Raw genomic sequence first — 18,853 nt, 5'->3', positions numbered from 1 at the left:
CCTCAATTAATAATAAGATTTATTAAGTTAACCAGTCAGTCGTTTAGGGGTGATAATACACTCCTGCGAGTGTTCAACAAAAAGTGATATTGTTCACATTTACACCCTAAACGACAGGCTTTAAAGTTACTCAGCTAATATTTAACATAAAAATAGACTATGGGTCATTCTTTTTCTACTAGATAAGGATCAGCATAGCCCAATTCAGCTAAAATTTCTGTTTCTAGGCTTTCCATTTCTTCTGCTTCATCATCTTCAATATGGTCATAACCCAGCAGATGTAGGCAGCCATGTACCACCATATGTGCCCAATGCTCTTCCGCACTTTTTTGCTGTTCAATGGCCTCTTGTTCAACCACTTGGCGACAAATAATTAAATCACCAAGTAACGGTAATTCAACTTCCGGAGGTGATTCAAAGGGGAATGATAACACGTTAGTCGGTTTATCTTTGCCGCGATAAGTCAGGTTTAAATGGTGACTTTCTTCTTCATCAACAATACGAATGGTGACTTCACTTTGTGCTTGAAACTTAGGTAATACAGCTTCCAACCAGCGTTGAAATAGGAATTCGCTGGGTAAATCAGTTGTTTCTTCACAAGCAAGTTGTAAATCGAGAATGACTTCACGCATTTAATGGTTTTCCTGCTTTTCTAATTCTTTTTGTTGTTCCCGTTCTTCTTTGAGTTGCTGACGACGTTTGCTATCTTGCTCTTCCCATTTTTCATAGGCAATAACGACTTTCGCCACCACTGGGTGACGCACAACGTCTTCGCTATGGAAGAAATTAAAACTCAATTCATCGACGTCGGAGAGAACCTCAATGGCATGACGCAAGCCTGATTTATTGCCTCGTGGTAAATCGACTTGAGTGATATCCCCTGTAATTACGGCCTTAGAGTTAAAACCGATACGAGTCAGGAACATTTTCATTTGCTCAATGGTGGTATTTTGGCTCTCATCTAAAATAATGAAGGCATCATTGAGTGTACGACCCCGCATATAAGCCAGTGGTGCGACTTCAATGACATTACGTTCGATGAGTTTCTCTACTTTCTCGAACCCAAGCATCTCAAAGAGTGCGTCGTAAAGTGGACGCAAATAAGGGTCCACTTTTTGACTCAGATCGCCCGGCAAAAAACCAAGTTTTTCGCCAGCTTCAACGGCTGGTCGAGTTAAGAGAATACGGCGTACTTCTTGGCGTTCAAGTGCATCAACGGCTGCTGCAACGGCAAGATACGTTTTCCCTGTACCAGCAGGGCCAATACCAAAGGTAATATCATGATCTAAGATATTCGCAATGTATTGGGCTTGATTTGGTGTTCGCGGCTTGATAACACCACGCTTGGTTTTGATATTAACGGCTTTGCCATAATCCGGGATGCTATCTGCGGCTTGCTCTAATACGCGGCTTTCAGAGATAGCAAGATGGATTTGTTCGGGGTCAATATCAGGGATCACGCCACGTATTGGGGCAGTCTCAACATAAAGTTGGCGTAAAATTTTACTGGCAGCTTGAACGTTAAATGGCTTGCCTGATAATTTGAAACGGTTATCACGACGATTAATTTCGATCGCAAGTCTGCGTTCTAGTTGCTTGATATTATCATCAAATGGCCCGCAAAGGCTCATTAAGCGTTGGTTATCTGCGGGCTCTAGAAAGATCTCTTGTGTTGCTATTTGCAACGGTTTTTTATCGGTCACTGAGTATCCTATCTTTAGGGTTGGTAGTTACCCACTCCAAGCTCATCTTCTTTACGAGTACGTGCGATGACGGAAGCTGGTGATTCGTGAACGCGTAAGTCCATTTGGTCTTCTGTGCGGATCACTTTACCGCGTAGTGAGTTGGCATAAACATCGACAATCTCTACGTCAACAAACTTACCAATCATATCGGGTAAGCCTTCAAAGTTGACTACACGGTTATTTTCAGTACGTCCTGAAAGCTCCATAACATTTTTACGAGAAGGGCCTTCGACTAAAACACGCTGCACTGTTCCCAACATAGCACGGCTATAGCTCATTGCTTGCTGATTTATGCGCTGTTGTAAGAGATAGAGACGCTGCTTTTTCTCTTCTTCGCTAACATCATCTGGTAAGTCAGCTGCCGGTGTACCAGGGCGTGCTGAGTAAACAAAGCTAAAGCTCATATCAAAATTGACATCGGCGATGAGCTTCATGGTTTTTTCAAAGTCATCATCGGTTTCGCAAGGGAAGCCAACAATGAAGTCAGAACTAATCAAAATATCTGGGCGTGCTTTTCGTAATTTACGAATAATGGCTTTATATTCGAGTGCGGTATGAGCACGTTTCATTAACGTTAAGATGCGATCTGAGCCACTTTGTACAGGCAAATGCAGGAAGCTGACTAACTCAGGAGTATCTTCATAGACTTCGATGATATCGTCAGTAAATTCAATGGGGTGGCTAGTGGTAAAACGAATACGGTCGATACCATCAATTGCCGCCACTAAACGAATTAATTCGGCAAAAGTACAAATTTCACCATCGAAAGTTTCACCACGATAAGCGTTTACGTTTTGGCCGAGTAGGTTAACTTCACGTACACCTTGTGCTGCTAATTGTGCAATTTCAAATAAGATATCATCACAAGGGCGACTGACTTCTTCACCACGTGTATAAGGTACGACACAGAATGTACAATATTTATTACAGCCTTCCATGATAGAAACAAATGCGGTAGGGCCTTCAGCGCGAGGTTCTGGAAGGCGGTCAAATTTCTCAATCTCAGGGAAGCTAATATCAATAACAGGGCTGCGAGTGCCTTTTACTTGATTAATCATTTCAGGCAAACGGTGTAGCGTTTGTGGGCCAAAAACAATGTCGACACTCGGTGCGCGTTGACGAATAAAATCCCCTTCTTGAGAGGCAACACAGCCACCGACACCAATGATGATATCAGGATTACTATCTTTAAAATTTTTCCAGCGCCCAAGCTGATGGAAAACCTTTTCCTGCGCTTTTTCACGGATCGAGCAGGTGTTCAACAGTAAGACGTCTGCTTCTTCAGGAATTTCAGTGATCTGATAACCATGGGTGCTTTCTAATAATGATGCCATTTTAGATGAGTCGTACTCATTCATTTGGCAGCCCCATGTTTTAATGTATAACTTTTTATTCGTCGACATGTTTATATCCGGTGTTTTCGAAGTGGCTTAGTATAATGGACTCCGAAACGCGTTGTATACCCGTTATACTTCAAGCAGCAGTGCTATACGCGCGTGCTCGAATTATTTTGTGTATAAATCCAAAGTCCTGTCCCGTTTTGGGAAGGCGTACGCATTTTTGATCACAAACATCACTCTATGATACGAAAAATGTCAAAATAGCCAGGCTCGAAAATTCTAAGGCTATGCGGTACGCACTCTCAAAGACAGGTTATCGCCCATTGTTTTAAGATTAACGTGTATTGTATTCATTTGAAGCACCAGTGACCAGAGTCTGTGATAGAGATATTCCCTGTCAGTGTAACAATTTTTCGGTACACTACATAAATCAAACAGTTAATAGTAGCTAATGTAATGAATAAATTAACAGAATATTATGATGTTGTCGTGGTTGGGGCTGGCATGACAGGTGCAGCAGCAGCTTTGGGGTTTGCTCAAGAAGGGCTGAGTGTTGCATTACTCGAAAAAGCAGAACCAGCAGCATTCGATGTGAACAGCTCACCTGATGTTCGTATTTCTGCGATTAGTCGTTCATCTGTCGATTTACTCAAGCAACTTGGCGCTTGGCAGCATGTTGAAGCGATGCGTAGTGCGCCTTATCGGCAATTAGAAACGTGGGAAGAGCAGGGGAGTAACGTTGTTTTTGATGCCCATGACTTGGGGCTACCTGAACTGGGTTTTATGGTAGAGAATCGCGTTTTACAATTAGCGTTATGGCGAGAATGCGAAAAATACACCAACCTCGAGCGAATTTGTCCGGCACAGTTAACACATCTTTATCAACCTCATGGTCAAAAAGATTGGGTGATATCTTTGGATGATGGGCGTGATTTGCAAGCGAAGCTGGTTATTGGTGCTGACGGTGCCAATTCTCAAGTGCGCAAATTGGTGGGGATTGGCAGCCGTGGTTGGCAGTATCGCCAATCTTGCATGTTGATTACGGTGAAAACGTCTGAGCCACAGCAAGATAAAACATGGCAGCAATTTTTCCCATCGGGGCCTAGAGCATTTCTACCGCTTTATGATAACTGGGCGTCATTGGTTTGGTATGATAGCCCTGCCAAAATTCGCCGTTTGCAGTCAATGTCGATGGAACAACTGACGGGGGCCATTTATGAAGCTTTCCCTGAACGTGTGGGGAATGTCGTCGCGGTTGCTTCTGGGGCGTTTCCACTCACCCGTCACCATGCGAATCGCTATGTTATCGAAGGGCTTGCATTGGTTGGTGATGCTGCCCATACCATCAATCCATTGGCTGGACAGGGTGTGAATTTAGGCTATCGCGATGTCGATGTGTTACTTAACGTGGTGACGCAAGCGAAAGAATACCTAGAGCCTTGGTCGTCTCTTGAAGTGCTAAAGCGTTATCAGCGTCGTCGTTTACCTGATAATTTAGTCATGCAAGCGGGCATGGATGTATTTTACATGGCGTTTAGTGAGAACTTGCCAGGTTTGAAAGTACTGAGAAATCTTGGTTTGATGGCAGCGCAACGTGCTGGAGAAGCGAAGAAGTTAGCACTGAAGTATGCTTTAGGGCTTTGAGCGTCATTTCAAATTAATAAACTATAAGGGGAAGTCTCATCACAATGAGGCTTCCCCGATGAGGTTATCGCGAGGCGCTAATTATTTATCTTTCGCAACATCAAATGGCTGAGCATGATGGGAAGGGATTTCAACGTTTTCTTCAGTAATAATTGAATCGATACTTTCCCCTTTTGCTGCAAATGCCCTAGCCAGTTTGTCGGTATCTAATTCTTTTTCCCAACGTGCAACGACGATACAGGCACAAGCATTCCCCACCAAGTTAGTGAGTGCACGACATTCGGACATAAAGCGGTCGATACCTAAGATTAACGCCATACCTGCTACGGGAATACTTGGAACGACCATTAGTGTTGCCGCTAGAGTAATAAAACCGGCTCCAGTAACGCCTGCGGCACCTTTTGAGCTGATCATTGCCACAAGTAACAGTGAAACTTGCTCCCAAATTGTTAGGTCAATATTTGTTGCTTGGGCAATAAACAACGCTGCCATGGTCATATAAATATTGGTGCCATCAAGGTTAAATGAATATCCTGTTGGAATCACTAAGCCAACGACAGATTTTTCACACCCTGCATGCTCCATCTTCCTCATCAAGCTCGGTAAGGCTGCTTCAGAGGATGACGTGCCTAAGACTAGCCAAAGCTCATCTTTAATATATTTGATGAGTTCAATAATGGAGAAGCCATTATATTTAGCAACCGCACCTAATACGATAAGCACAAACAATAATGACGTAATATAGAACGTCATGATCAGCATCATTAAGTTGCCGATAGAAGAGATACCATATTTACCTATCGTGAATGCCATCGCACCAAATGCACCGATAGGAGCCAGTTTCATTAGCATGGCAACCATTTTGAACACAGGTTCAGAAAAGTTTTGCAGTAATTTCACAATTGGCTCACCGTGCTTACCGGTAGCAGCAAGTGCTAAACCAAAAATCACCGCAATAAATAACACTTGAAGGATATTCCCGTTCACAAGTGGGCTAATGACAGTATCAGGAATGATATTCATCAAGAAACTGACAATCGATGATTCGTGAGCTTTCTCTACATAACCTGCGACTTTGCTACTATCAAGAGTTGCAGGGTCAATATTCAGACCTGAGCCAGGGCGAATAATGTTAGCCACGATCAAACCAATGATAAGTGCAATGGTTGAGAAGGTAATAAAGTAGAGCATGGCTTTTCCAGCAACACTCCCGACGGCCTTCATGTTGCTCATGCCTGAAATGCCAGTCACGACGGTTAAGAAGATGACTGGTGCAATAATCATTTTAACGATCTTGATGAAGGCATCACCAAGTGGTTTTAAGGATTCTCCGATATCAGGAAAAAAATGACCAAGTGCGATACCTAGCACGATGGCGACAATGACCTGTACATATAGGATTTTATAGAGTGGTTGTTTCATCATGTTTTGCATAAATTTTCTCTGTAAAGTATTGCATTGCTGCAATTTATAATTATTAGGTTGTGAGAACTTTTTATTTATTTGGGGTCATGAGTTGGATAATGCATGAGTCATGGCGGAAGGTAGAGGGATCCCGAAAGCCATTAATCGGTACTAACCAAAATCTGACTGGAGATTACCACTATTAGTCGTTATGAAAAAATGACTAAAATCACATAATTGATATCAGAGATAATTAAAAGTAAAAAAAATGTTCTAATTGTTATTTTATGATGCTTATAGGTAATAAGAACAGGTAAACCCCAGCATTATGGTTATTAAAAGGAGGGGGCTAGTTACCTTAAATAGGGAAAAGTCTGAAAGTTAATTGGTGAAAATGTGAGTAAAACTTAATAATTGAAGTGAAATAAATAAAAGTCAGGGTTAGGTGTTTCTATTGGAAGGCGAATAATAATAAGCAAAAAAAAACCACCCTTAATAAAGGATGGTTTCTTATAACCCGTACTAAGACCGGCTATATAAATATGGCTGGGGTACCAGGATTCGAACCTGGGAATGCCAGGATCAAAACCTGGTGCCTTACCGCTTGGCGATACCCCAATACTTAATTTTATTCCCTAGAAGGGAATGGTGCGGGAGGCGAGACTTGAACTCGCACACCTTGCGGCGCCAGAACCTAAATCTGGTGCGTCTACCAATTTCGCCACTCCCGCAAAACATGGTGGCTATGACGGGATTCGAACCTGTGACCCCAACATTATGAGTGTTGTGCTCTAACCAGCTGAGCTACATAGCCATCTATACAGTTAATCTATCTTTATAAAGTTACTGTATGGGATTTTTAAGACATTCCTTGGAGAGGAGAGATGGCTGGGGTACCAGGATTCGAACCTGGGAATGCCAGGATCAAAACCTGGTGCCTTACCGCTTGGCGATACCCCATCCGAGGATGTCTTCAAATTTGTTGATTTAAGATGGCTGGGGTACCAGGATTCGAACCTGGGAATGCCAGGATCAAAACCTGGTGCCTTACCGCTTGGCGATACCCCAATCTTAAATTCTATTACCGAGAAGGAAAATGGTGCGGGAGGCGAGACTTGAACTCGCACACCTTGCGGCGCCAGAACCTAAATCTGGTGCGTCTACCAATTTCGCCACTCCCGCAAACATGGTGGCTATGACGGGATTCGAACCTGTGACCCCAACATTATGAGTGTTGTGCTCTAACCAGCTGAGCTACATAGCCATCTTTTTGCATTACCTTCATCGGCGTTGCGGGGCGCATTATGCTAATTACAGCTGAGACAGTCAACTGCTTTTTTCACTATTTTTGTGAAAATGCGTCCGTTTGTTTGATGAATAATCATTTTGTCGATAAAGACAGCAAAAAACAAGACTTGCATCAAAATAACGGAAGTGTGTCACATGAAGGCGATTATCTCTGCTGCGATATATCGTAATAAATTATGATGTAAATAATGAAGTTAGAAAACAAACAGTCTCCGTCAAAATTCTCAACGGTATTGTGCGAATTAAGGCTTAGTTTTTACGTTTATTAGCATGAACATGGCACGATATAAACGTCTGAGTCTTTATTTTTTGTCTAATTTAATGCACAAAAAACCAGAAGTGCAACGGGCAAATTCTGGTTTTTTTGAACAATGATAAAAAGGACTAGTTATCGAGGAGTTTTTGGAGTAATTCACCATTGAGCATGGCACGTTTAGTCAGGGCGAATGCGCCAATTGCCGAGTTATGAACCAATTGCGAAGTCACAACGGGTAAATTTTCGCGAAATCCCTTCAAAGCTTGTGTATCAATACAGCTTTGAATCGCAGGTAGCAATACCTGCTCAGCTTCGGTGATATCACCCGCAATCACTACTTTTTCAGGGTTAAATAAGTTTATTGAAATGGCGATAGCTTTACCGATTTGGCGGCCCACATGCTGAATGACTTCCGTTGCGAGTGGATCATTTTTATTTGCGGCTTGGCAAATTTGTTGAATGGTGCATTGCTCCAGTGAGAGTGAGCTGACAAAGCCTTGTTCTAAGCGTTGTTTTACCCGATTTTCAATAGCTTGATTGGAAGCGATTGTTTCAAGACAGCCAAAGTTGCCGCAATGACACAGCTCACCTAAAGGGTCCACTTGAATATGCCCAATTTCACCGAGATTCCCCCGATGATTTAGCAGAATTTCATTGTTGATAACCAACCCAGCACCTGTACCCCGATGTATTCTCACCAGTAGTGAGTCTTCACAATCCTTGGTGGCGCCAAAGTAGCTTTCAGCTAACGCGAGACTGCGAATATCATGACCCACATAGCAGGTAATTTTAAAATGCGCTTGTAAATTATCAATGAGATGCCAATTATCTACTTTGATATGCGGCATATAGTGAACGATACCGTTATGGGGGTTCACAAGGCCCGGTAAGATCACGGATATTGCAATAAGCTCTTTAATGCGTCGCTGATTGAGAGCAATAAAGTCTTCAATCGCTTCAGTCAGTTTTTGCTCTAAGGCTTGTTGGGATGGTGCTGAGATAGGGTAATGGGCATCATTGAGCAGTTTGCCGCTTAAATCATACAGTGCGACGGTAGCATCATAACGACCCAAGCGCACACCTATCGTATGAAAGTTTTTATACTCAGATACGATAGATATGGCACGTCGGCCTCCGGTTGAGGCCTGTTGGTCGACTTCTTTAATTAAGCCGCGTTCGAGTAGCTGACGAGTGATTTTGGTGACACTTGCAGGCGCAAGTTGGCTCTGTTCTGCGATTTGGATGCGAGATATAGGACCCTGTTGGTCAATTAGGCTATATACCACGGCACCGTTGAGTTGTTTTACCAGATCAATATTACCAATTTGCTTTAGCGAGTGACTATGGTTCATCAGCTATATACTCATTTTTTGTAGACTTCCTCTCCATTGACATAAGTTGATAGGATTTGGAAGTCGTGGTTAAACGCAGTTAAGTTTGCAACCTTACCCGGTGCAATCGAGCCTAAGCTAGATTCGACACCAATGGCTCTTGCGGGATAAAGTGTTGCCATCCTTAATGTTTCATCTAATGCGATACCGACATGTTCTACCGTATTTTTAACTGCTTCAATCATTGTTAGTGATGATCCGCTGAGGGTTCCGTTCTCATCAACACACAATCCATCACGGTAGTATATGGTTTTGCCTGCGAAGATAAAATGATCCATTTCACCAGTTTGTGGATCAATACCAGCAGGCGCTGTAGCGTCCGTAACTAAAACTAATTTATCACCTTTCAAGCGCTTACTGTTACGAATATTTGCCCATTGAACATGAAGACCATCTGCAATAATGCCAGCATACACTTCAGGAGTATCATAAATTGCCCCAACTAAGCCTGGGCCTCTCCCTGAGATATATGGCATTGCATTAAATAAATGGGTCGAGAAACCAATACCTGCTTTAAAACCAAGACGAGCTTCTTCATAGGTTGAGTTTGAATGGCCCGCTGAAACCACAATACCAGCGTCAGTGAGTTGTCGGATATAGGACTCATCCACTATTTCAGGCGCTAAAGTGACTTTGGTAATCACATCAGCATGCGCCACTAAATGCGCTATCATTTCTGCTGAAGGTTTACGAATAAACTCAGGATTGTGAGTACCTTTTTTAATCACGTTGATGTAAGGGCCTTCTAGATGTAATCCAAGAGCTTGATGATGATGAGTTTTTAGATATTCAGTCATCACCTCAATGGCATGTTTCATGAGGTCATCAGAACAAGTAATTAACGTTGGTAGGTAGCTTGTGCATCCGGTACGTTCATTGGCTTTTTGCATTATCTCCAGATGCTTCAGTGTCACATTTTCTTTGTTGTCATTGAATTGGACACCACCGCAGCCATTGACTTGTAGATCAATAAAACCGGGAGAAAGAATCGCACCTTGTAAATCATGTTGCTCGATACCTGCTGGGAGTTGGTTTAATGGGCAGATATCTTTAATAAGAGCACCATCAATGATGACGGCGTGATTATCTAGTCTTTCATGACCGGTATATATAATACAATGAGTTAGTGCATACATAGTCTTTGGCTCCTGACTTCTGGAGAGATAAACTTCGGGTCACCGACTTGCTTTCACAAGTCGGGTGTTCGAATGATTATTAATTAAATGCTTCGATAATGTCTGATTCTAATTGACTGAAATATTTTAGCGTTTTTACTTTTAGCTCAAGTGTCGCTGGCTCATCACAGACGATCAGTGCTTTTTGGTGCATCTGTACGCAACTGACGGTCCATAAATGGTTGACTGAACCTTCAACCGCGGCTTGTACAGCGTTTGCTTTATTCGCACCAGTCGCTAATACCATCAATTCTTCGGCATCCATTAACGTTGCGACGCCAACGGTTAATGCATACTTAGGAACTTGGTTCACATCGTTATCAAAGAAGCGTGAGTTAGCGATACGAGTCTCTGGTGTTAACGTCTTGATGCGCGTACGAGAGCTTAATGATGAACCGGGTTCGTTAAATGCGATGTGCCCATCGTTACCAACACCACCCATAAAGAGGTTAATTTTGCCGTAGGATTTGATCTTGTCTTCATAACGTTGACATTCCGCATCAACATCAGGTGCATTACCATTGAGTAAATTGATGTTTTCTTTTTGAATATCAATGTGATTGAAAAAGTTTTCATACATAAAGGTATGATAACTTTGTGGATGATTTTCTGGGATACCGACATATTCATCCATATTGAAGGTGACAACATGCTTAAAGCTCACTTTGCCAGCTTGATATAGAGCAATAAGCGCTTTGTAGGTTGCAAGCGGGGTTCCACCGGTTGGCAAACCTAGCACAAAAGGACGCTCGGCAGTTGGGTTAAATGCATTGATTTTGTCTACGATATATTGTGCAGACCAAATCCCAACGGCGTGAGCCGTTTTTAGTGGCAGAAGCCTCATGATACTTACCTCTAGTAACAGTCTGTTAATTCTATGAAATCTTGAATATTTTTTATCTGGCGTAGCTTAATCGACATGGCATAGGTTGCAATTCCGTGATTGTTTTCCGTTGCCGATATGCACTTTCGCTACTCTCCAGTTGCTATGTCCCTGAGTTTTATTAATTAACTATAGGATGTTTCAGGGAGTACAGATTCTCTATTAGCTATAAAGCTAAATCCAGTGGATAAGTTATTTTTAATCATAAAATAAGTTTTCAATAATAGCCACTAATTTAGGCGGATAATGAAATTTATCATTGACATTTATCACAAATCACACCTATTTATTTTGTATCGCGAAAGAATTCAACTAGACTATGAAATTGCTACGCTCAATCACCTAAACTATTATCAAGGTGTATGAACAATAAGATCCCGTAAATGGGGCAATACTGGGCTATAAAGGGGGAGTTTGTGAATATTCTTAGCTACTTACAGCGGATTGGTAGGGCATTGATGGTGCCTGTGGCAGTATTACCTGCCGCCGCGATCCTGATGGGTATTGGCTATTGGATTGACCCAGATGGGTGGGGTGCCAATAGTGCAATCGCAGCGTTACTGATAAAATCAGGTGCAGCTATTATTGATAATATGTCTGTGCTGTTTGCTATCGGTATCGCTTATGGTATGTCAAAAGATAAAGATGGTGCAGCTGCACTGACGGGGTTTGTCGGTTTCTTAGTGGTAACAACATTATGTTCACCGGCGTCTTACTCCATGATTATGAATGTTCCGCTTGAAAATGTGCCAGCGGCTTTCAATAAGATTAACAACCAATTTGTCGGTATTCTTGTTGGTGTGCTCTCTGCTGAGTTATATAACCGTTATAGCGGGGTAGAGTTACCAAAAGCATTGTCATTCTTTAGTGGACGCCGTCTTGTCCCGATTTTGACATCGTTCCTAATGATCATCCTTGCTTTTGTGCTGATGTATGTTTGGCCGGTAGTTTATAATGGCCTAGTCTCATTTGGTGAGAGTATCAAAGATTTAGGTTCAGTGGGTGCTGGTGTTTATGCCTTCTTTAACCGTTTACTGATTCCAGTCGGTCTACACCATGCCTTGAACTCAGTGTTCTGGTTTGATGTTGCAGGAATTAACGATATTCCTAACTTCCTTGGCGGTGCTAAGTCAATTGAAGAGGGTCTGGCAATTCCAGGTATTACGGGGCGTTATCAGGCTGGTTTCTTCCCGATCATGATGTTCGGTTTACCAGGGGCGGCATTAGCTATCTATCATTGTGCACGTCCTGAAAATAAAGCGAAAGTCGCTGGTATCATGCTGGCCGGTGCTTTTGCCGCATTCTTTACGGGTATCACTGAGCCACTTGAATTCTCATTCATGTTTGTGGCACCAGTATTGTATGTTATCCATGCATTCTTAACCGGTATTTCGGTCTTTATTTCTGCATCAATGCAGTGGTTATCAGGATTTGGCTTCAGTGCGGGCTTAGTCGATATGCTGCTGCAATCACGTAACCCTCTTGCATTACAATGGTGGATGCTGATTGTTCAAGGGCTTGTCTTCTTCTGCATCTATTATGTTATCTTCCGCTTCATGATCCGTAAGTTCAACCTGATGACGCCGGGCCGTGAAGAGAGTGCTGGTGATGAAACTATCGATGGCTATGATGAGAATCTAAGCCCAGCCGATAGCTCAGAAAGCGACATTCAAAAAGAAGCGCGCCAATATGTTGCGGCAGTGGGGGGAAGTGACAACATTACAGGTATTGATGCATGTATCACTCGTCTTCGTTTAAGTGTGAAAGATTCTAGTGTTGTTAATGATGCGATGGCAAAACGTCTTGGTGCGTCAGGGGTTATTCGTCTGAACAAACAAAGCGTTCAAGTTATTGTTGGTACCCGTGCTGAGTTGGTTGCATCTGCCATGAAAGAAGTGATGGCGAAAGGGGCCATTGCAGGTTCGGCGCCAGCCGCAGCGGCACAAACGACAAAAGTAACTGAGCCAACAAAGGCGAAAGGTGAAACTATTCTGTCACTGGTTGCGCCAGTGAGTGGTGAAGTTTATTCTCTTGATGATGTGCCTGATGAAGCATTCTCTAGCCGTATCGTCGGGGATGGTATTGCGATCAAACCGACTAGTGATGAAGTGTTAGCACCAGTAGCGGGCACCGTTGTCAAAATTTTCGAAACGAACCATGCATTCTGTATTGAAACAGATAATGGCGTTGAGTTAATTGTTCACATGGGCATCGATACCGTTGCTCTAAAAGGTGAAGGCTGTGCTCGTTTAGTGGAAGAAGGTAGTGAAGTTCAAGCAGGAACACCGATTCTGAAGCTGGATATCGCCTTCTTAGAAGCGAATGCAAAATCCATGATTAGCCCAGTAATTATCAGTAATATTGATGATTTTGCCGGTGTTGAAATTTTAGCTAGTGGTAATGTAACGGCAGGCGAAACCGTTATTTACAACGTACTAAAATAAGAGTTTGCAAAGATATAATTGACAGAGCAAAGGGAGGCAATCGCCTCCCTTTTTTGATCGACAGGCCAATGTTAATTTGGCGGAATCTCAATGCAGTTTGTCTGATTTGCGTAAGTCGGCTTTAATTCTTCTAGATATGATAATAAAACAATCATGTGTGGAGATTTAGTTGTGGTTTTATTATTGTGTCTTTTTGGCTTTATATCAGGGATCACTACCGCTTTGTTTGGTTTTGGTGGTGGCTTTATTACCGTTCCGCTACTTTATGCACTTATTACCTTGGTATGGGGGCCTCAAAATGAGGCGAATGATGTGGCAATGCAAATTGCTGTGGCGACCTCAACTTGTGTAATGATTTTTTCGGCTTCACTTTCGACGAGTGCACATTATCGTAAAGGTCATTTAAACTGGAACATTATTCGTCCATTTATTATCCCCATTTCTTTAGGGGGCGTTTTAGGTGCCTTTATTGCTCTTTCTGTCAATAGTGAATGGATCCGTTGGTTATTTATTATTTATCTTATTATCACTATTTTAGATTGCTTCTTGAGGCCTGGGTTTATGCAGACATCGCGCGAGGGCATCACACCTTCACATAGGCACCATGTTGCAGATACACCTATTGGTTTATTGATTGGCGCTGTCGCCGCATTTTTAGGGGTAGGTGGCAGCGTGATGACCGTTCCACTCATGCGCCGTCGTGGGGCGAGTATGATCCAAGCAGCTGCTTTCGCTAACCCGCTAACATTACCGATGGCAGTGACTGGAACATTCACTTATCTCTATTTTGCTTTTACTCAGCATATTGAGCTAGGTGATGGGTTTCTTGGAATGATTTATGTCAAAGGGGCTTTAATCTTAATTGTCAGCTCTTGGTTAGGGATCCGCTTCGCGAATTTACTCATGCCATATTTGAGTGATAAACGCCATGCGCAAAGCTATCCACTGCTATTACTGATAGTATTGGCTGTCATGTTGTTAACTTAATTATTTGAATATTAATTGGGTTAAGTCATCATGAGTACGAGAAATATCCGCTAATATATCTTTAATTATACATATTTGATCAAACGGTTGTTTCTTGACAGATTATGGTAGAATATATTTTGCTATTACGCGCTTTTGGCATTGAGGAATGATGACAATGAATGAGGCAGAGACTCGCCCAACCAATTTTATCCGTCAGATCATAGATGAAGATCTGGCGAGCGGGAAACATACATCGATACATACACGTTTCCCACCTGAACCGAATGGCTATTTACACATTGGTCATGCAAAATCAATTTGCCTGAATTTTGGTATCGCACAGGACTATCAGGGTCAGTGCAACTTACGTTTTGACGACACCAACCCAGTCAAAGAAGATGTTGAATATGTGAATTCAATTCAAGAAGATGTTAAGTGGCTTGGGTTCCAATGGAGCGGTAAAGTTCACTATTCTTCTGATTATTTCGATACTCTATATCAATATGCGATTGAGCTGATCAACAAAGGTTTGGCTTATGTTGATGAACTGAGCCCAGAACAAATTCGAGAATATCGTGGCACATTAAAAGAGCCAGGTAAAAATAGCCCTTACCGCGATCGTAGTGTTGAAGAGAACTTAGCGCTGTTTGAAAAAATGCGTGCTGGTGGCTTTGAAGAAGGTAAAGCATGTTTACGCGCCAAAATCGATATGGCATCACCTTTTATCGTTATGCGCGATCCTGTTTTGTATCGAATCAAGTTTGCGGAGCACCACCAGTCAGGTAACAAATGGTGTATTTATCCAATGTATGACTTTACGCATTGTATTTCTGATGCGCTGGAAGGAATTACACACTCGTTATGTACATTGGAATTCCAAGACAACCGTCGCTTGTATGACTGGGTGCTTGATAACATCACCATTGATTGCCACCCTCGTCAATATGAGTTCTCGCGGTTAAACCTTGAATATACGGTAATGTCTAAGCGTAAGCTGAACCAGCTGGTGACTGATAAATTAGTTGATGGTTGGGATGACCCACGTATGCCGACTATTTCCGGTTTACGTCGCCGAGGATACACAGCGGCATCAATCCGTGAATTTTGTCAGCGTATTGGGGTAACTAAACAAGATAATAACGTTGAAATGGCAGCGCTAGAATCTTGTATTCGTGATGATCTTAATGAGAATGCACCACGTGCGATGGCGGTAATTGATCCCGTTCGTTTAGTCATTGAAAATATGCCTGAAGGTGAAGAGATCTTAACCGCGCCTAACCATCCGAATAAACCGGAGATGGGAACTCGTGAAGTGCCATTTAGCCGTGAGTTGTATATCGATCGTGCGGATTTCCGTGAAGAAGCTAACCGCCAATATAAGCGTTTAGTATTAGGTAAAGAAGTACGCTTGCGTAATGCCTATATCATTAAAGCGGAACGTGTTGAAAAAGATGCAGAAGGTAACATTACAACGATTTACTGCACTTACGATCCACAAACGCTAAATAAAGACCCAGCAGATGGCCGTAAGGTGAAAGGCGTTATCCATTGGGTAAGTGCAGTGCATGCACTACCGGCTGAAATTCGTCTTTATGACCGCTTGTTTACTGTACCAAATCCTGCTGCTGAAGATGATTTCTTATCGGTGATTAATCCAGAGTCATTAGTGATTCGACAAGGCTTTGTTGAGCCAAGTCTACGTGATGCAGCAACAGATAAGCCATATCAATTTGAACGTGAAGGTTATTTCTGTGCCGATAATCGTTTAAGCAGTGCTGATAAGTTGGTGTTTAACCGTACAGTAGGATTGCGCGATACTTGGGCTAAGATCGAAGCTCAATAATTTCCTCCTCAGACTTCGCTGACCACTTAGCTGTGGTACGAATGATCGAAAGGAAATGCGATGATGGTCTGCTATGTCAAGGCCACAAATAAAAATCTCAGACTCTTAATGGAGCCTGAGATTTTTTTATGGCGATAAAATACATTAAGGCGCTGTGGGCGGCATCTTTTCATTTCAGCAATCATGAAGGTCATTGTTGCCTAAGGTCACCTGACTTTTTTCACCGATAACTTGATACTCTTCACCTAGTGAACGATGATTTTGAGGCAATATTATCGATAAACTGTTTAGGGATTTTCAAACGTTTTTGTATTCTGCTCAGTTTTAAGCGTAGATGTGATCCCGCATCGGCAGTGCGGTATTCAGAACCATTGTGGCTAAAGGTGACGGCCTAAGAAAGACGCAATAACGGTAAGCGGGCCACCATTGAACGGAAATATCATATCTTACTTACCCAAAAGCCTTCACACGGCTCCAAGATCCAACCGATATCATTGCACTATGTGTCCGGTGCTATTTAGCGAATTCTTTGAGCTTAGATTTTCTGGAAGAAGGGATATCTAGGTTGCTGACTTAACGCTGCACCGCGGGATGATTTATTTAGGCCATAGCCGCGGGGTAAGGCTGTCGAAATATTAAAAGGCGGGTACGAACCATATTGGAATTTAAAATTTTTCCTACTGTACAAATTCTATTATTGGCGATTGAATGGATGGCAATGTTTTATCAAGGGCGGTTTGTTCTCAGCAGGAATAGTTGGCTATCACCGGAATAACAATACGTTGCCCTTGTTGTGTCAAAAGAATAACCAAGCGCTAAGATGTGTTGTGATAGCTTGTTAATACGCTAGAGTTGAGTAAAATGTGTCAAAAGGTGAGGAGTTATTAATAATAATTATTTTTGGATTAATATATTGTTCTTTTTTGTTTTTTTTATAGCAAATAGCGTTTATCACCATCTTATTAAGACGACAAATGGCGATTAATATATAACTCATTGTTATATATTAATTTAAGATATAAAAAGAAACCCTTGTTCGGTGTTTTTTTTCATAGGTATAAATGGTGGTGTTGATTTTCTGATGGTGATGCCTGATAATTTTTACAGTGTTTTTTATCATTTATTGAGGGATAGTCATCTATTTTATATTATTAATAATTATTTAATTTATTATAACGATTAACTATTCATGATATAAAAAAGAAAACGTATTACGTAAAGTTAATTTTAAAAAATCTCAAAAAGTTAAAATATATTCATAAATAACCGTGCAATTCATAAATAACGCATTATATAGTGAAAACAATAGAGGGGTATACACGCTAGCTTGGCTGTCATTTATTATTAAGATTGTGTTAGTAATTATGTGAGTTATTTTCTTTATTTAAGGTGATTTTATTCTCGGTGAGAATATTGATAGCGATGCGCGAGGATATTTATTTTCATCAATCAAAAAAAAGATTAAAGGTGAATTTTTAATATAGTTTAAGTTAATGGTAATAAATCAGCAACACAATATTCTATAACTTCATGAAAAGTGATATATGGCAATGCATAAAATCAAGATCAATCTATGTTTAATATTCCCACTAATCCTCAGTTTTGATGCTTTCGCTGATTCACGTGTAGACTTTGGTCCTAGGCCTTATAGGAACGCGGTTGTCAGTAATGGTGGTACAGGACAGATTACATTTATAACTTATAACAGACCGGGAACGGGTCTTCCTACATCGGTAAGGGTTGGTTTGGAAGCTTTTGGTTATATTCCAAATAGAGGCAATTACACGGCCTATTATGAAAGGCTGTCAACTAATGAGTGTAATGGTCGGTTGGGCTCTCGGGCAGCAGCAATAAATACAATAACAAATCTCATGAACAATAGAATAAATATTCCAGCGATATCATTTGGTGATCCGCTAAATTTAGAACTTATGGAAAATATTAATGTAGAGTTTATTTATGCTTGTTATGATGCAATAAATAGAGCTTCAGCAGGTCTAGGTAGAAATAGTCGTAACGGGGAAATTGAGATTATTAATCCGCCAAATCAAAAAAGTATCTGTACGCTAAATGATCAATTATTAAACTTTAACTTTTTATCGAACGCATTGGATGTAAATAGCGCTAAGCAAAATAGAAACTTAGCCATAAATTGTACTAGCGGTAATGCAAGAGACTATACCTTGAAATTAATCTCTTCAAAGGTAGATACAAATGGAAATTTAAGTTTTGGAAATGGTGTCGCAGCTAAAATAGCGCTTAATGATATTAATGTTAGCGCGAATGGCTCAGGTATTGCATTAAATGCCCTAAAAACAATCAATATTAATGTCACCGCCAGTTTAACCGGTGTTGCATTATCTTCTGGCGAATCGTCGGCGTCTGGGGTGTTAGTCTTAGAAGCTAATTAACGTTCTGTCGCTCCACTGTATTAATGCGGCAGAACCCGTC

At 41.5% G+C, this 18,853-nt stretch carries 12 protein-coding genes, 7 tRNA genes and 1 pseudogene; 5 read left to right on the top strand and 15 right to left on the bottom strand.

Annotated elements, in window-relative coordinates; all coding sequences use genetic code 11:
- Positions 1-164: 164 nt before the first annotated feature.
- The 3 genes from ybeY to miaB all read right to left on the bottom strand — a co-directional run bounded on the left by ybeY (position 165) and on the right by miaB (position 3,148).
- Complete coding sequence (ybeY, locus tag G3341_RS15165) at positions 165-632, bottom strand: rRNA maturation RNase YbeY (protein WP_163862789.1); 468 nt, start codon at positions 630-632, stop codon at positions 165-167.
- On the bottom strand, positions 633-1,631 hold the full coding sequence (locus tag G3341_RS15160) for a PhoH family protein (RefSeq protein WP_244316517.1): 999 nt from the start codon (positions 1,629-1,631) through the stop codon (positions 633-635).
- Between the two features lie 86 nt (positions 1,632-1,717).
- Positions 1,718-3,148 (bottom strand): tRNA (N6-isopentenyl adenosine(37)-C2)-methylthiotransferase MiaB, encoded by a 1,431-nt coding sequence (gene miaB, locus G3341_RS15155; protein ID WP_163862787.1) that lies wholly within the window; start codon positions 3,146-3,148, stop codon positions 1,718-1,720.
- A gap of 393 nt (positions 3,149-3,541) precedes the next feature.
- Between miaB and ubiF the strand changes: the two genes are divergently transcribed.
- Positions 3,542-4,729: a 3-demethoxyubiquinol 3-hydroxylase gene (ubiF, locus tag G3341_RS15150; RefSeq protein ID WP_163862785.1), complete on the top strand. Its 1,188-nt coding sequence runs from the start codon at positions 3,542-3,544 to the stop codon at positions 4,727-4,729.
- A gap of 81 nt (positions 4,730-4,810) precedes the next feature.
- Here the strand turns inward: ubiF and G3341_RS15145 are convergent, their stop codons facing one another.
- The 11 genes from G3341_RS15145 to nagB form a co-directional block, all read right to left on the bottom strand.
- Positions 4,811-6,151, bottom strand: coding sequence for a dicarboxylate/amino acid:cation symporter (locus G3341_RS15145; RefSeq protein WP_195848205.1), 1,341 nt, complete (start codon positions 6,149-6,151; stop codon positions 4,811-4,813).
- Positions 6,152-6,676: 525 nt separating this feature from the next.
- Positions 6,677-6,751: transfer RNA gene (locus G3341_RS15140), tRNA-Gln, on the bottom strand.
- A gap of 28 nt (positions 6,752-6,779) precedes the next feature.
- A tRNA-Leu gene (locus G3341_RS15135) sits at positions 6,780-6,864 on the bottom strand.
- 6 nt (positions 6,865-6,870) lie between these two features.
- Positions 6,871-6,947 (bottom strand) — tRNA-Met (locus tag G3341_RS15130).
- A 71-nt stretch (positions 6,948-7,018) separates the two neighbouring features.
- Positions 7,019-7,093: transfer RNA gene (locus tag G3341_RS15125), tRNA-Gln, on the bottom strand.
- A 33-nt stretch (positions 7,094-7,126) separates the two neighbouring features.
- A tRNA-Gln gene (locus tag G3341_RS15120) sits at positions 7,127-7,201 on the bottom strand.
- A 29-nt stretch (positions 7,202-7,230) separates the two neighbouring features.
- Positions 7,231-7,315: transfer RNA gene (locus tag G3341_RS15115), tRNA-Leu, on the bottom strand.
- Positions 7,316-7,320: 5 nt separating this feature from the next.
- Positions 7,321-7,397: transfer RNA gene (locus tag G3341_RS15110), tRNA-Met, on the bottom strand.
- 428 nt (positions 7,398-7,825) lie between these two features.
- The gene (gene nagC / locus G3341_RS15105; protein WP_154624765.1) at positions 7,826-9,049 is read right to left on the bottom strand and encodes a DNA-binding transcriptional regulator NagC; all 1,224 of its coding nucleotides are present in this window, start codon (positions 9,047-9,049) and stop codon (positions 7,826-7,828) included.
- An 11-nt stretch (positions 9,050-9,060) separates the two neighbouring features.
- A complete protein-coding gene (gene nagA / locus G3341_RS15100) occupies positions 9,061-10,224 on the bottom strand; it encodes an N-acetylglucosamine-6-phosphate deacetylase (protein ID WP_163862783.1) in 1,164 nt (387 codons plus the stop codon).
- 79 nt (positions 10,225-10,303) lie between these two features.
- The gene (gene nagB / locus G3341_RS15095; protein ID WP_154624767.1) at positions 10,304-11,107 is read right to left on the bottom strand and encodes a glucosamine-6-phosphate deaminase; all 804 of its coding nucleotides are present in this window, start codon (positions 11,105-11,107) and stop codon (positions 10,304-10,306) included.
- A 497-nt stretch (positions 11,108-11,604) separates the two neighbouring features.
- Between nagB and nagE the strand changes: the two genes are divergently transcribed.
- The 3 genes from nagE (at position 11,605) to glnS (ending at position 16,402) form a co-directional block, all read left to right on the top strand.
- The gene (nagE, locus tag G3341_RS15090; protein WP_231131860.1) at positions 11,605-13,590 is read left to right on the top strand and encodes an N-acetylglucosamine-specific PTS transporter subunit IIBC; all 1,986 of its coding nucleotides are present in this window, start codon (positions 11,605-11,607) and stop codon (positions 13,588-13,590) included.
- A 171-nt stretch (positions 13,591-13,761) separates the two neighbouring features.
- On the top strand, positions 13,762-14,577 hold the full coding sequence (locus G3341_RS15085; protein ID WP_163862778.1) for a sulfite exporter TauE/SafE family protein: 816 nt from the start codon (positions 13,762-13,764) through the stop codon (positions 14,575-14,577).
- A gap of 157 nt (positions 14,578-14,734) precedes the next feature.
- Positions 14,735-16,402, top strand: coding sequence for a glutamine--tRNA ligase (glnS, locus tag G3341_RS15080; RefSeq protein WP_163863637.1), 1,668 nt, complete (start codon positions 14,735-14,737; stop codon positions 16,400-16,402).
- Between the two features lie 241 nt (positions 16,403-16,643).
- Here glnS and G3341_RS20750 read toward each other — a convergent pair.
- Positions 16,644-16,730: pseudogene (locus tag G3341_RS20750) on the bottom strand (hypothetical protein); the annotation flags it as partial.
- A gap of 1,216 nt (positions 16,731-17,946) precedes the next feature.
- On the opposite strand from G3341_RS20750, the gene G3341_RS15070 reads away from it, so the two are divergent.
- On the top strand, positions 17,947-18,813 hold the full coding sequence (locus G3341_RS15070) for a hypothetical protein (RefSeq protein ID WP_154622175.1): 867 nt from the start codon (positions 17,947-17,949) through the stop codon (positions 18,811-18,813).
- Positions 18,814-18,853: the final 40 nt, after the last annotated feature.

It is taken from the genome of Providencia vermicola (assembly GCF_010748935.1).
Classification (GTDB): Bacteria; Pseudomonadota; Gammaproteobacteria; order Enterobacterales; family Enterobacteriaceae; genus Providencia; species Providencia zhejiangensis.
The sequence above is the reverse complement of the archived record's forward strand: the minus strand, read 5'-3'. Positions and strand labels throughout refer to the sequence as shown.